Origin of the sequence: Aminobacter sp. MET-1 (assembly GCF_026521175.1) — a bacterium.
Classification (GTDB): domain Bacteria; phylum Pseudomonadota; class Alphaproteobacteria; order Rhizobiales; family Rhizobiaceae; genus Aminobacter.
Genome location: NZ_JAMSHL010000001.1, coordinates 12,098 through 24,788 on the forward strand (window position 1 = coordinate 12,098; position 12,691 = coordinate 24,788).

Below are 12,691 nucleotides of genomic sequence, written 5' to 3' on the forward strand. Positions count from 1 at the left end.
GCGGCATTGCGACCTCAGGGCGGGAGAGGGCGGTGCCGACAGTGGCGGCGTAAGCGAGAGCGCTTTGCGTTCGCTGCGGGCCGGCGTGGCGAAATGCGCCGATGCCGGTCGGCTCGGAACAACGACCTCCGGAACGGAGGCGCGACCTCAAGTGGGAGGACTGAGGATGTGCATGAACATGCCGTCGCGGCGAGCGCGACATTGGCATTCCGCGCCGACGACCGTGTCGGAATGCCTGGCGGACACACCGCTTTCATCCGTGCAGTGACCCGCATTCCTGCGGAACAGTTTCAGCCCCCGCTCATCTGACGAGGCTCCTTATGCTGGTTTTCGTTATCGGCCGCATTGCCAATGCCATCATGGTCATGCTTGCGGTCGCCATGCTCGCCTTCCTGATCTTCCGTCTTGCCGGCGATCCGGTTGAACTCATGGTCACCGAACAGACGACGCAGGCCGACCGCGATGCTCTGCGCGAACGCCTCGGCCTCAACGACAGCGTCGCGACGCAGTTCGTGCACTTCGTCGGCAATGCGGCGCGCGGCGATTTCGGCATCTCCTACCGCAACGGCCAGGACGTGCTGAAACTGATCGGCGAACGCTTCCCGGCAACGCTCGAGCTGGTGCTGGTGGCAACGCTGATCTCGCTGTTCGTCGGGCTGCCGCTCGGTGTGCTGACGGCCATCAAGCGCGGGCGATGGTACACGGAGGCGCTGCAATTCCTGTCGATCGTCGGCGTATCGCTGCCCAGCTTCGTCGTCGGCATCCTGCTCATCCTCGTGTTCTCCGTTATCCTGGGCTGGTCGCCGTCCTTCGGTCGCGGCGAGGTCGTGCAGTTGGGCTGGTGGTCGACGGGCCTGTTGACGCCTTCGGGACGCGCGGCGCTGATCCTTCCTGCCATCGCGCTGTCGCTCTACCAGATCACGCTGATCATGCGGCTGGTGCGTGCCGAGATGCTGGAAGTGCTGCGCTCCGACTACATCAAGTTCGCTCGCGCCCGGGGCATTCCGCGCTGGCGCGTCTATTTCCGCCATGCATTGCGCAACTGCCTGATGCCCGTCGTGACCATGACGGCGATGAACATCGGCTCGCTGATCGCCTTTGCGCTGATCACCGAGACCGTTTTCCAGTGGCCGGGCATGGGCATGCTGTTCATTCAGGCGGTCACCTTCCTCGATATCCCTGTGATGGCAGCCTATCTCTGCATCATCTCCTTCATCTTCGTCGCGCTGAACACGCTGGTCGACATCACCTATGCGGTGATCGATCCGCGCCTGCGTGGCTCGCACTGACAGCGGGAGGCTAGTCGATGACGACCGACGCAACGAAAACAGGCGCTGCTGCGCGTCCCGGCCTGTTGCGGCGTATGCGCAACAGCGATGTCTGGTGGTCCTTCACCCACAGCAAGTCGGCGATGATCGCTGCAGTGATCCTTGCCGTGCTGGTGCTTGCCGCCGTCTTTGCGCCGCTGATTGCGCCGCAGAACCCCTATGATGCGGCCCAGCTCGACATGTGGAAGGCGGAACTGCCGCCGATTTGGGAGCCGACGGGCGAGTGGCCCTATCTGCTCGGCACCGACACGCAAGGCCGCGACATGCTGTCGGCCATCCTGTATGGCACGCGCATCTCCATCGTCATCGGCCTCGGCTCGGTGGCGCTGTCACTGCTGATCGGCATGACGGCAGGTCTTTGCGCCGGCTTTTTCGGCGGCTTCGTCGACAACCTGTTGATGCGCCTCGGCGACGTCACCTTGTCGATCCCGACCATCCTGATCGCAATCCTGGTGTCGACAGTCGTACGGCAGATGCTGCCTGACGGGTTGCGCGAGATCGGTGCTGCCGCGGTTCTGGTGCTGGCCATCTCGCTGTCGTCGTGGGTGCAATATGCCCGCACGGTCCGTGCCCAGACCATCGTCGAGCGCAACAAGGAATATGTCCAGGCAGCAAGGCTGCTGAAAGTGCCGCCGCGCCGTATCCTGGCCTACCACATCCTGCCCAACACGCTGACGCCGGTGCTGGTTGCCGCGACGCTGAACTTCGGCATGGCGATCCTGACCGAAGCGACGCTGTCGTTCCTGGGCATCGGCATGCCGCCTGGACAGCCGTCGCTCGGAACGTTGATCCGCATCGGCAACCAGTTCCTGTTTTCCGGCTCGTGGTGGATCGTCCTGTTTCCGGTGATCCAGCTCTGTCTGCTCGTCGTCGTCGTCAACATACTGGGCGACTGGCTGCGAGACGTGCTCAATCCGAAACTGAGGTAAGGCGTGATGACCAACCTGTTGCTCCGCAACGTTCGGCCCTATGGTGGCGCGAACTCCGATGTGCTGATCCGAGACGGCCGGATTGCAGGCATCGGCCGCTTCGAGGCGGATCCCGGCATGGCGGTCGAGGACGGCAAGGGCGCCATCGCCATTCCCGGCCTGATCGACGCGCATACCCATCTCGACAAGACCACCTGGGGCTTGCCCTGGCACGAGAACAACCGCCGCGCGGTGCTGCGCGAGCGCATCGATTTCGAGCGCGAGAACCGCATCGCGCTCGGCCTCGACCCGCATCGCCAGTCGATGCGGCACGCGATCGGCCTGGCGGCGCATGGCGCCACCCACATCCGCAGCCATGTCGACATCGATCCGGTCCACAAGCTGGCGCTGGTCGATGGCGTGATGGAAACCCGTGAGAAGCTCAAGGGCATCATCGACATCGAGATCGTTGCCTTCCCGCAGTCGGGCCTGATGGTCATGCCTGGCACGCTGGAATTGCTCGACGAGGCACTGAGCCAGGGCTGCGAAGTGCTCGGCGGCATCGATCCATGCGGCATCGACCGCGACCCCAAGGGGCAGTTGGACGCCATCTTTGCGTTGGCGCTGAAGCATCAGTGCCCGATCGACATCCATCTGCATGAGGCGGGCGATCTCGGCGCCTTCACCATGGAGCTGATGTTCGAGCGCATTCGCGCCAACGGCATGCAGGGCAAGGTCGCCATCAGCCACGCCTTTGCGCTCGGCATGAACGACTATCTGCGCGTCGGCCAACTGATCGAGCAGATCGCAGAGCTTGACGTGGCGATCCTGACGACGGGTGCGCCGTCGGCGACCGTGCCGTCGATCATGCGCCTCAAGCAGGCGGGCGTACGCGTCGGTGCCGGCTGTGATGGTATTCGTGACACGTGGGGTCCATGGGGCCAGCCGGACATGCTCGACCGCGCCAAGATCGTCGGTATGAAGAACGGTGTGCGCTCAGACATCGAGCTCGCACATGTGCTGCACATCGTCTCGCAGGGTGGTGCCGATGTCATGCGCATCGAGGGCTACGGCCTGGCGGAAGGCTGCAATGCAGACCTGACGCTGCTGACGGGCGAGACGATCGCCCATGCGGTGGTCGATGTCGCGCCGCGTCCGCTCGTCATCAAGGGCGGCCGCATTACTGCACGCAACGGCCAGGCCACAGTGGAAATGCCATGACCAGACAGGTTCTCGACACGCTCGAACTCGGCAAGCGGCCCAACGGCCGTACGCTCATCACCGCAGCCTGGGTGCTCGGCCATCGTGACGGCGGGCACAGGTTGATCCCCAATGGCCAGGTCGTCGTCGACGGCAGCGAGGTCATCTATGTCGGTACTGACTTCGCCGGCGAGGTCGCCCGCCGCATCGACTTCGGCGCAGCACTTGTCAGCCCCGGCCTCATCGACCTCGACGCGCTGTCGGATCTCGATACCACCATCCTCGGCATCGACCATCATCCGGGCTGGGCCAAGGGTCGCGTCTGGCCGCGCCATTATGTTGAGGCCGGTCCCTACGAAATGTACTCGCAGGAAGAGCTCGCCTTCCAGAAGCGTTTTGCTTTCGGCCAGCTTCTGCTGAACGGCATCACCACGGCTGCCCCCATCGCCTCGCTGTTTTACCGCGAGTGGGGCGAGACGGTCGCCGAGTTCGATGCTGCGGCGGATGCAGCCGGCGACCTTGGCCTGCGTGTCTATCTCAGCCCCGCCTATCGCGCCGGCGGCATGGTTCTGGAAGAGCCGGGCCGCATGGAGGCGGTGTTCGACGAAAAGCGCGGTCTTGCCGGACTGCGCGACGCGGTCGACTATATCGGTCGGCAGACCGGCCGCCACGGCGACCTGGTGCGCGGCATGCTGGTGCCTGACCGTGTCGAGACCTGCACGGAAGAGCTGCTTCGCCAGACGCAGGCAGCTGCGGCCGAACTCGGCTGCAAGATCCGCCTCCACATGGCGCAGGGCTCGATGGAAGTCGAAACCGTTCGCAAGCTGCACGGCACGACAGCGCCGGTGTGGCTGGCGCGTGCCGGCTTGCTCAACGACAGGCTGATCGCGCCGCATGCCACCAACGCGACCGAAGAGGACCTCGGGCTCTACGCACAGAACGATGTGTCGATCGTGCATTGCCCACTGGTCTCGGCCCGTGGCGGCAGCACGCTCAACTCGTTCTCCAAGTGCAAGGAGCGCGGCATCAACATCGCGATGGGCACCGATACGACGCCTCCCGACATGCTGATGAACCTGCTCGTCGGCCTGATCGCCTGCCGCATCAACGACCGTGCGCCTGACCGCGTCCGCAGCGCCGACCTGTTCGATGCGGCGACGCTGGGCGGCGCCAAGGCGCTTGGCCGCGATGACCTCGGTAGGCTCACGCCGGGCGGACGCGCCGACATCGCAGTCTTCGGGCTCGACGATGCCTTCATGGCGCCGTCCATCGACCCGATCACCACGCTGGTCACCGGCGGCTCGGGCAAGGTCACACAGGCCGTGTTCGTCGACGGCCGCCTGTCGATGCGTTTCGGCGAGGTTGCCGGCATCGACATGAAGGCCGGACGCGAGCGTGCCCAGCGCCAGTTCGACGGCCTCATCGCCAAGTATCCGGAACGCAGCTGGGGCAACCCGCCGGTTTCGGAGATCTTCCCGCCAAGCTACCCGATAGAGGTCAATGACAATGGCTGATACCGAGAAGGCAGTGCTTGAAGTACGCAACCTCAAGGTCGAATTTCCCGGCCGGCGCGGGGTTGCCACAGCACTTTCCGACGTGAGCCTGTCGATCCGCCCGGGCGAGATCCTGGGTGTCGTCGGCGAGTCCGGTGCCGGCAAGTCGATGACGGGCCTTGCGATCCAGGGCCTGCTCGAGCGGCCGGGCCGTATCGCCGATGGCGAGATCTGGCTCGGCGATCGCCGGATCGACCAGCTCGACGACCGCGAGATGGAGTCGATCCGCGGCCGCGAAATCGGCGCGATCTTCCAGGACCCGCTGACCTCGCTCAATCCGCTGTTCACTGTTGGCGCGCAACTGACGGAGACCATTCGCCAGCATCTGCCGCTAGGCAAGGTCGAGGCCAGGGCGCGCGCGATCTCGCTGCTCAAGGATGTCGGCATTCCGTCGCCGGAAGATCGCTTCGGCCAGTATCCGCACCAGTTTTCCGGTGGCATGCGTCAGCGCGTGGTGATTGCGCTTGCCCTGGCCGCCTCGCCGAAGCTGATCATCGCCGACGAGCCGACCACTGCGCTCGACGTTTCCATCCAGGCGCAGATCACTTCGCTTCTGCGCAAGCTTTGCAAGGAAAAACAGACGGCGGTGATGCTGGTGACCCACGACATGGGCGTCATCGCCGAGACGGCCGACCGCATCGCAGTCATGTATGCCGGTCGCCTTGTCGAGATCGGGCCTGTCGCCGAAGTGCTGCACGCCCCCAAGCATCCCTATACGCGCGGGCTGATGGCTTCGATCCCGGCGCTCGGCGCTCGCGTCGAGCGACTCAACCAGATCGACGGTTCGATGCCGCGGCTCGATGCGATCCCCAATGGCTGTGCCTTCAACCCGCGCTGCCGAGACGCCGGACCGCGCTGCTCGCGGGAGCGGCCGAGCCTGCTGCCGGCGGGCACGGGAGCGAGCGCATGCTGGATCAATGCAGGAGGAACCGCATGACCGCGATGACTTCACACAAGACCTCGGCGCTCAGCGTCGACGGGCTCGTCAAGACGTTCGACGTTTCGGCGCCTTGGCTCAACCGCGTCGTCGAGCGCAAGCCGCGCCAGTATCTGCAGGCGGTCAACGACATCAGCTTCGAGGTGCCGCTGGGCGGTTGCCTCAGCCTCGTCGGCGAAAGCGGCTGCGGCAAGTCTACAGTCGCCCGCCTGGTGACCGGCCTCTACCGAGCCAATGCAGGCGAGCTGCGCTTCGCGCCCGGCGAGGACGGCCAGCCGCTGTCGGCGCAGATGATCTTCCAGGACCCCTACGCCTCGCTCAATCCGCGCTGGCGGGTGAAGAACATCATCGCCGAGCCCATCCGAGAGATGAAACTCCGGAACACGGCAGAGGAGATCGACGAGCGCGTTGTCGAACTCTTGAAGATCGTCGGCCTGTCGGCGTCGGACGGCGAGAAGTTCCCGCACGAGTTCTCGGGCGGCCAGCGCCAGCGTATCTCGATTGCGCGTGCGCTCGCCAGCGAGCCGCGCTTTTTGGTCTGCGACGAGCCGACCTCGGCCCTCGACGTCTCCGTGCAGGCGCAGGTGCTGAACCTGATGCGCAAGCTGCAGGACGAGTTCGGCCTGACCTACCTGTTCATCAGCCACGACATGAGCGTGGTCAGGCATATGTCCGACCGCATCGCGGTGATGTATCTCGGCCGCATCGTCGAGGAGGGCGAAACCGAGGAGCTGTTCGCCAGGCCGCGTCATCCCTATACGCAGCTTCTGCTGCAGACGATCCCCAACATCGAGAAGCCGCATCGCGACCGTGTGATTGCCGCAGGCGAAGTGCCGAGTCCGCTCAAGCCGCCATCCGGCTGCACCTTCCATCCGCGTTGCCCGATGGCGACGGCACGTTGCTCGGCGGAACTGCCGGAAGTGCGCACGCTGGCAAGTGGTACGCGCGTCGCCTGCCATCTGGTGCAGGACGAGTAGCGATGGTGCCTGTGGCTTACGCCAGCGCTGCCCGGAGATCGTGCGAGATGTCGCGCACTTCCCTCAAGTCGAGCTCGGCCTCAACGTGCTCGAGATGATGCTCCATAAGCGCAGCAGCCTTCTTGAAGTTGCCGCTGGCAATCTGTTCGACGATCTCGGCGTGTTCGTCGGGACCGCAGTTGAAGCGCGCGGTGTTGCGGTAGACGGCTGTTATCAGCGAGGTGCGCGAGATCAGGTCGCGCATCATGCCGAACAGGAAGTCGGAGCCGGATATCTCGGCAAGCAGGAGATGGAAGCCGCCCGAGAGCTTGATGATGTCGGTGGTGGAGTCCTTGGCATTGGCGGTGCGCTCCTGGGCGACATGGTTGCGCAGCCGCGCCAGGTCGGGCTTGGAGATCGAATTGCCGATGCGATCGACGACGCAGGCCTCGACGGAGCGGCGGACGGCGAACACGTCCCTGGCCTCGTCGACGGATGGCTGGCACACGAAAGCGCCACGATTGGGAATGATCGTCACGAGGCCTTCGCGCTCAAGCGCGGTCAGGGCCTGGCGGATGCGGGCGCGGCTGACGTCGAAGATTCCGGCCAGCTGGCCTTCTTTCAGCTGGACGCCCGGACGCAGCCGCCGCTCGGCAATCGAGAGCCACACCTTCTCGACAATCTGCTGTGTCGAAACACTTGCTTGTTCGGTCATGACGCGATGCCTCCCACGAGGGCCGACATTCGTCATGCACAATAAAAAGTCAACATTCCAATAAATTACCCGGATTGCATTTTGCTGACAATTATACGGAAAATTGTGTACCAAGCGATGCGGGATTGAGAGGGCGTATGGAGTTCGATTTTACGAAGCTGGAGATGGAGAGCCGATATCGGCTGCTGACCAACTTCATTGGTCCGCGCCCGATCGCGCTTGTCACCACCCGCTCGGCCACGGGGCGCAGCAATGCGGCGCCGATGAGCTTCTTCAACGTGTTTTCGCATGAGCCGCCGATCGTGGTGCTGGGCATCCAGCCGCGCGCGACCGGCGAGGACAAGGACACTGTCGTCAACATCCGTCGCACGGGCGAGTTCGTGGTCAACATGGTCGACATGGCGCTGTCGCAGCAGATGCTGGTCTGCGGCCTGGGCTTCGAAAGCGATGTCGACGAACTCGAGATGGCCGGACTGCCCACTGCCCGCAGCGCCCAGATCGATGTCGACTATGTCACCAATGCGCCATGCGCCTTCGAATGCCGCGTCGAGCGGCTGATCGAATATCCGCGCCGCCTGCTCGTGCTGGGTGAAGTGGTCCACATGCATGTGCGCCGCGACTGCCTCGACGAGGCAGGGCGCTATGTGAATCCGGAAGTGTATCAGCCGATCGCCCGGCTTCACGCGGACAACTACATCACCTCCGACCGCCAGTTTGTGCTCAAGGCCCCGACAATTGCGGATGTGCTCAAGGCAAACGAAAGCGGCGAATAGGATCCACCAAAGTGCATATTCGCCTGATCAACCCAAATTCGACCGCTTCCATGACCAACCAGGCGCTGGAAAGCGCGCTGCGCGTGGCAAGTGCGGGCACCCATGTGAGCGCCGTCAATCCGACCCGGACGCCTGTCAGCATCGAGGGCAGCGCCGACGAGGCACTTGCAGTGCCTGATATGCTGTCGGAAATCCGCAAGGGCGAGGAGCAGGGCGTCGACGCCTATGTCATCGCTTGCTTCGACGACCCCGGCCTGCATGCCGCGCGCGAAGTTGCCAAGGGACCGGTCATCGGCATCTGCCAAGCGGCCGTTCAGGTGGCCATGACCATCAGCCGGCGCTTCTCCGTGGTCACCACGCTGCCGCGTTCGGTGCCGATCATCGAGGACATCGTCCAGGCTTATGGCGCCGGGCACCACTGCCGCGCCGTGCACTCGATCGACCTGCCGGTGCTGGGCCTCGAGGAAGACCCAGAGACGGCGGAGCGGCTGCTGGTCGAGGCGATCGAGCGCGCCAAGATCGAAGACCGCGCCGAGGCGATTATCCTGGGCTGTGCTGGCATGTCGAGCCTGTGTGACAGGCTGGCCAAGGCAACGGGCGTGCCTGTTATTGATGGCGTCACCGCTGCACTCAAGATCGCCGAGGCGCTCGTCGGCGCCGGCTACGTGACCTCGAAGGTCAATGCCTATGATTTCCCGCGGCAAAAGGGACCTGTTGCCGTCGATGCGGAAGTCCAGTTGATGGCGGCGAGCTGACGCCCAAAACGAAACAAAGGGGCCGGAAGGCCCCTTTTTCTTCGATGGGTTTGCTGACCGCCTTTGAAGGGCGTTACGACAAACCCTGCGCTCAGCCGTCGGCCTCAAGACGATATCCAACGCTGTCTACCGTGACGTAGCCTGCACCAGGCAAGCAGTTCGCTGCGCTGTCTGTCGCCGACGAGGCCGCGTATGGCGGAGCGTCACCTTCGCAGGGCTTGTCGCGCAATCGAGAAAGTCTGCGACAAGCCCTGACCGACCGGACCTTACAGAACCGGCGGCGCCGGCGGCACCACCGCTTCCTCGAACGTACGGTACAGCTTGCCCCAGGCCGGGTCGTGCATATGCGCCTGCAGGCCGGCCCGGTCGACCAGGGCCTGTGCCTCGCGCTCGCCGAAATTGAGCGCCTGCTCGACGTCGGTCGTCAGCACCTTGCGGCCTTCCATCAGGATCTTGCCGTCGACGATGACGGTGTCGACATCGCTGCCGAGCACCTGCTGGACCAGGCGGTGGACGACCATCCAGTTCGGCGTCAGGTGCGGCTGGCGCATGTCGATGACGGCTATGTCGGCCTTCTTGCCGACTTCCAGCGAGCCGATCTCGTGATCCATGCCGAGTGCCTTTGCGGCATCGATGGTGATCATCTCGAACATCTTGCCCGGCGGCAGCAGATAGCGGTCGTGATTGTGCAGCAGGTGCTGGGTGTATTGGGCAAGCCGCGCCATCTGGAACATGTCGAAATGGCGGCTCGGGGATACGCCATCGGAGGTGACGGCGACCGGCACGCCCTTGGAGATCATGTCGAGGATCGGCGTCGAGCGGCCGGGCGGGGCGTGGGTGACGAAGGTGCCGGTTTCGGCCAGGATATCGACTTCCTCGTGGGATATGCCCCAGCAATGCTGCAGGTGGACGTCGGGGCCGAGGATGGCGTTTTCCTTGTCCTGGAAGGCCATCCGGATCTGGCCGGCGAAGGCGTCGGAATGAATGCGCACGCCCCATTTGCGCGCCGTCTCGCGCACACGACGGGCCTGCATGCGGTCGTTGTCGGTGAGCTTTACCGCCCGGTCGGGCGTCGTCATGTTGGACGGATCGAGCGACGGCACGATGGTGAAGGGCGTCAGGAATACATTGATCCGGCCGTCAGCGCTGCCGTTCAACTCCTGGATGGTCGCCTCGGCGCCCTCGATCATTTCCTCGAAGGAGACGTGCCGGCGCTCCGGCTTGCCGCTCTCCCAGCGAGTCACAGGGTGCGGCCAGGGCAGGCCGGCCGGTCCGACGCAGATGATCTCGCGCAGGCCGATTTCGCCATAGGCCTTGGCATGGTTGCTGGCGAAGACGGGATCGTCGCTGCGCGGCATCGACGAGATGATGCTGACGCCTGTCGTGACGCCGGCGCGCAGGCGTTCAAGGCCTGAAACCAGGCCGTCGGCGTACCAGTAGTCGCGGGTGGTGTAGTGATAGTAGGTCGGCGTGACGATCTGCATCCACATGGAATTGGTGTCGGCAGCGATGCTGCGGATCAGCACGTGTCCGGCGTGGCCGTGGGCGTCGATGAGGCCGGGAATGATGAGCTTGCCCTGGCAGTCGACGACCTTCTTGTCTTGATGCCTGGGAGCGAGGTCGCTGGCAGAGCCAATGTCGACAATCCTGTCGCCCGATATGGCGATTGCACCATCCTCGATGATGCGCCGCTCGGCATCTACCGTGACGATGGTTCCATGAAGCAACAGCAGGTCGCTCATGCGATTTTCCTCCATTTCTGCTGGCTGCGGGCCTTCCGGCTGCCCTGTGGGCTTGTCTGTGCCGCGTGATGGCAGCCTGACCCCACGTAATTTTGCTACCGGCTCGAGGAAAATGCGTCAACAATATTGTTGACAATCTTGTCGATCACCTTGATGGTGGAATCCAGGAAGCGCGATCCTTGGGAGGTAAAATGTCTCGCTTTAAGAAACTCATTCTCGGTGCCGTTGCAGCACTTGCCATCTCCGCGCCGGCCACTGCGGAAACCCTGCGTTGGGGCGGTCGCGCCGACATCTATTCGCTTGATCCCGATTCGATCGCGTCGACGTTCAACCTGTCGTTTCTCAACCACATCTATGAAGGCCTGGTCCGCTACGACGCCAACTTCAAGGTCGAGCCGGCGTTGGCGACAAAGTGGGAGCTGATCGACAACAAGGTCTGGCGCTTCACGCTGCGCCAGGGCGTCAAGTTCCACAACGGCGCAGACTTCACCGCCGACGACGTGATCGCCTCGCTCAACCGCGTCACCGATCCGGCCTCGCCGCTGCGCGGCAACATCCCGCTCTATGTCAGCAGCAAGAAGGTCGACGACTACACCGTCGACGTCGAGGTCTCGGCGCCGACGTCGCTGTTCCTCAACGACATGACCAATATCTTCATGTTCAGCGCCAAGTGGCTGAAGGACAACAACACCGAGAAGCCGACCGCCGTCGACACCAAGACCGAAGGCTTCGCCACCCACAACACCAACGGCACCGGCCCGTTCAAGCTCGAGAGCCGTGTCGCCGACAGCAAGACCGTGCTGGTGGTCAACGACCTCTGGTGGGACGAGAAGAAGCACAATCTCGACCGCATCGAGTATATGCCGATCGCCTCGGCCGCGACCCGCGTCGCAGCGCTGCTGTCGGGTGAAGTCGACCTCGTCGATTCCGCACCGATCCAGGATCTGCCGCGCCTCGAAAGCTCGCCCGGCCTGTCGGTCCTGAAGAAGCAGGAGTTCCGCACGGTGTTCCTCGGCTTCAACCGCAAGGAGAAGCTGGAAGACGGTCGCGCCAATCCGTTCAACGATGTGCGCGTTCGTGAGGCAGTCGAAGCCGCCATCGACCGCGACCTGATCAACGCCAAGGTGATGCGCGGGCTTGCCCGTCCGTCCGGCTCGCTGATCGCTCCTGAGATCGCCGGCTACGCCAAGTCGCTCGACACCTACAGCAAGGCCGATCCGGAACGCGCCAAGAAGCTGCTCGCCGAGGCTGGCCAGGAAGGCCTGAAGTTCACCTACATGTGCTCCAACGACGAGAGCATCAACGAGGAGGATTTCTGCGCCGGCATCGCCAACATGCTGAAGCGCGCCGGTTTCGACGTCTCGATCGACATCGCACCGCGCGCCGTCCAGTCGCCCAAGCGCACGCAGGGCAAGGCCGACATGTTCAACCTGAGCTGGGCCAACGAGCCGACGCTCGACGCTTATTCGATCCTGGCGCAGGTTCTCTCGACCAAGAACGACAAGGTCGGTGTGTCGAACTATGGCGGATGGTCCTATCCGGAGCTGGACAAGCTGGTTGCCCAGTCGGTGCAGGAGCCTGACAGCACCAAGCGCCTGCAGCTCGAAGAGGCGGCCCTCAAGATCGCCAAGGATGACTCGATCCTGATTCCGCTGCACCAGCAGCCGATCGCCTGGGCAATGCAGGGCACGGTCAAGAGCGTCGACTTCCGCTCCGACAACAAGCCGCGTCACTGGCTGACCCAGATGGCGGGCAAGTAAGCCTAGATAACAACGTCTCCCACGACCCTGGGCGCTTCATCATCCGGTGAAGCGCCCTTTCTTT

11 protein-coding genes are annotated in these 12,691 nt (G+C 63.8%); 9 read left to right on the plus strand and 2 right to left on the minus strand.

Going from position 1 to position 12,691, the window contains the following annotated elements; genetic code table 11:
* Window positions 1–320 precede the first annotated feature (320 nt).
* The 6 genes from NDO48_RS00050 to NDO48_RS00075 are packed head-to-tail and all read left to right on the plus strand — an operon-like array spanning window position 321 to window position 6,903.
* On the plus strand, window positions 321–1,289 hold the full coding sequence (locus NDO48_RS00050; RefSeq protein ID WP_018430129.1) for an ABC transporter permease: 969 nt from the start codon (window positions 321–323) through the stop codon (window positions 1,287–1,289).
* A gap of 17 nt (window positions 1,290–1,306) precedes the next feature.
* Window positions 1,307–2,257, plus strand: coding sequence for an ABC transporter permease (locus tag NDO48_RS00055; RefSeq protein WP_018430128.1), 951 nt, complete (start codon window positions 1,307–1,309; stop codon window positions 2,255–2,257).
* A 6-nt stretch (window positions 2,258–2,263) separates the two neighbouring features.
* Window positions 2,264–3,457 carry an amidohydrolase family protein gene (locus NDO48_RS00060; RefSeq protein WP_018430127.1) on the plus strand — a complete coding sequence of 398 codons (1,194 nt, stop codon included), beginning with the start codon at window positions 2,264–2,266 and terminating at the stop codon, window positions 3,455–3,457.
* Window positions 3,454–4,950: an amidohydrolase family protein gene (locus NDO48_RS00065; protein WP_018430126.1), complete on the plus strand. Its 1,497-nt coding sequence runs from the start codon at window positions 3,454–3,456 to the stop codon at window positions 4,948–4,950. The genes NDO48_RS00060 and NDO48_RS00065 overlap by 4 nt, the downstream gene beginning before the upstream one ends.
* On the plus strand, window positions 4,943–5,926 hold the full coding sequence (locus NDO48_RS00070) for an ABC transporter ATP-binding protein (protein WP_267320649.1): 984 nt from the start codon (window positions 4,943–4,945) through the stop codon (window positions 5,924–5,926). The genes NDO48_RS00065 and NDO48_RS00070 overlap by 8 nt, the downstream gene beginning before the upstream one ends.
* On the plus strand, window positions 5,923–6,903 hold the full coding sequence (locus NDO48_RS00075) for an ABC transporter ATP-binding protein (RefSeq protein ID WP_267320650.1): 981 nt from the start codon (window positions 5,923–5,925) through the stop codon (window positions 6,901–6,903). The genes NDO48_RS00070 and NDO48_RS00075 overlap by 4 nt, the downstream gene beginning before the upstream one ends.
* Before the next feature lie 16 nt (window positions 6,904–6,919).
* Here NDO48_RS00075 and NDO48_RS00080 read toward each other — a convergent pair whose 3' ends face one another.
* The gene (locus tag NDO48_RS00080; RefSeq protein ID WP_018430123.1) at window positions 6,920–7,597 is read right to left on the minus strand and encodes a GntR family transcriptional regulator; all 678 of its coding nucleotides are present in this window, start codon (window positions 7,595–7,597) and stop codon (window positions 6,920–6,922) included.
* 137 nt (window positions 7,598–7,734) lie between these two features.
* Between NDO48_RS00080 and NDO48_RS00085 the strand changes: the two genes are divergently transcribed.
* Entirely contained in the window at window positions 7,735–8,370 is a 636-nt protein-coding gene (locus NDO48_RS00085) for a flavin reductase family protein (RefSeq protein ID WP_267320651.1), read from the plus strand.
* Between the two features lie 11 nt (window positions 8,371–8,381).
* Window positions 8,382–9,125, plus strand: a complete 744-nt coding sequence (locus NDO48_RS00090) for an aspartate/glutamate racemase family protein (RefSeq protein ID WP_040456363.1) — start codon at window positions 8,382–8,384, stop codon at window positions 9,123–9,125.
* Between the two features lie 266 nt (window positions 9,126–9,391).
* Here NDO48_RS00090 and NDO48_RS00095 read toward each other — a convergent pair whose 3' ends face one another.
* Window positions 9,392–10,867 (minus strand): amidohydrolase family protein, encoded by a 1,476-nt coding sequence (locus tag NDO48_RS00095; protein WP_267320652.1) that lies wholly within the window; start codon window positions 10,865–10,867, stop codon window positions 9,392–9,394.
* Between the two features lie 191 nt (window positions 10,868–11,058).
* On the opposite strand from NDO48_RS00095, the gene NDO48_RS00100 reads away from it, so the two are divergent.
* On the plus strand, window positions 11,059–12,627 hold the full coding sequence (locus NDO48_RS00100; RefSeq protein ID WP_018430119.1) for an ABC transporter substrate-binding protein: 1,569 nt from the start codon (window positions 11,059–11,061) through the stop codon (window positions 12,625–12,627).
* Window positions 12,628–12,691: the final 64 nt, after the last annotated feature.

Bases quoted from the DNA above. Each gene is read 5' to 3' on its own strand.
- NDO48_RS00050 (WP_018430129.1), top strand. From the start codon at position 321: ATGCTGGTTTTCGTTATCGGCCGCATTGCCAATGCCATCATGGTCATG.
- NDO48_RS00055 (WP_018430128.1), top strand. From the start codon at position 1,307: ATGACGACCGACGCAACGAAAACAGGCGCTGCTGCGCGTCCCGGCCTG.
- NDO48_RS00060 (WP_018430127.1), top strand. From the start codon at position 2,264: ATGACCAACCTGTTGCTCCGCAACGTTCGGCCCTATGGTGGCGCGAAC.
- NDO48_RS00065 (WP_018430126.1), top strand. From the start codon at position 3,454: ATGACCAGACAGGTTCTCGACACGCTCGAACTCGGCAAGCGGCCCAAC.
- NDO48_RS00070 (WP_267320649.1), top strand. From the start codon at position 4,943: ATGGCTGATACCGAGAAGGCAGTGCTTGAAGTACGCAACCTCAAGGTC.
- NDO48_RS00075 (WP_267320650.1), top strand. From the start codon at position 5,923: ATGACCGCGATGACTTCACACAAGACCTCGGCGCTCAGCGTCGACGGG.
- NDO48_RS00080 (WP_018430123.1), bottom strand. From the start codon at position 7,597: ATGACCGAACAAGCAAGTGTTTCGACACAGCAGATTGTCGAGAAGGTG.
- NDO48_RS00085 (WP_267320651.1), top strand. From the start codon at position 7,735: ATGGAGTTCGATTTTACGAAGCTGGAGATGGAGAGCCGATATCGGCTG.
- NDO48_RS00095 (WP_267320652.1), bottom strand. From the start codon at position 10,867: ATGAGCGACCTGCTGTTGCTTCATGGAACCATCGTCACGGTAGATGCC.
- NDO48_RS00100 (WP_018430119.1), top strand. From the start codon at position 11,059: ATGTCTCGCTTTAAGAAACTCATTCTCGGTGCCGTTGCAGCACTTGCC.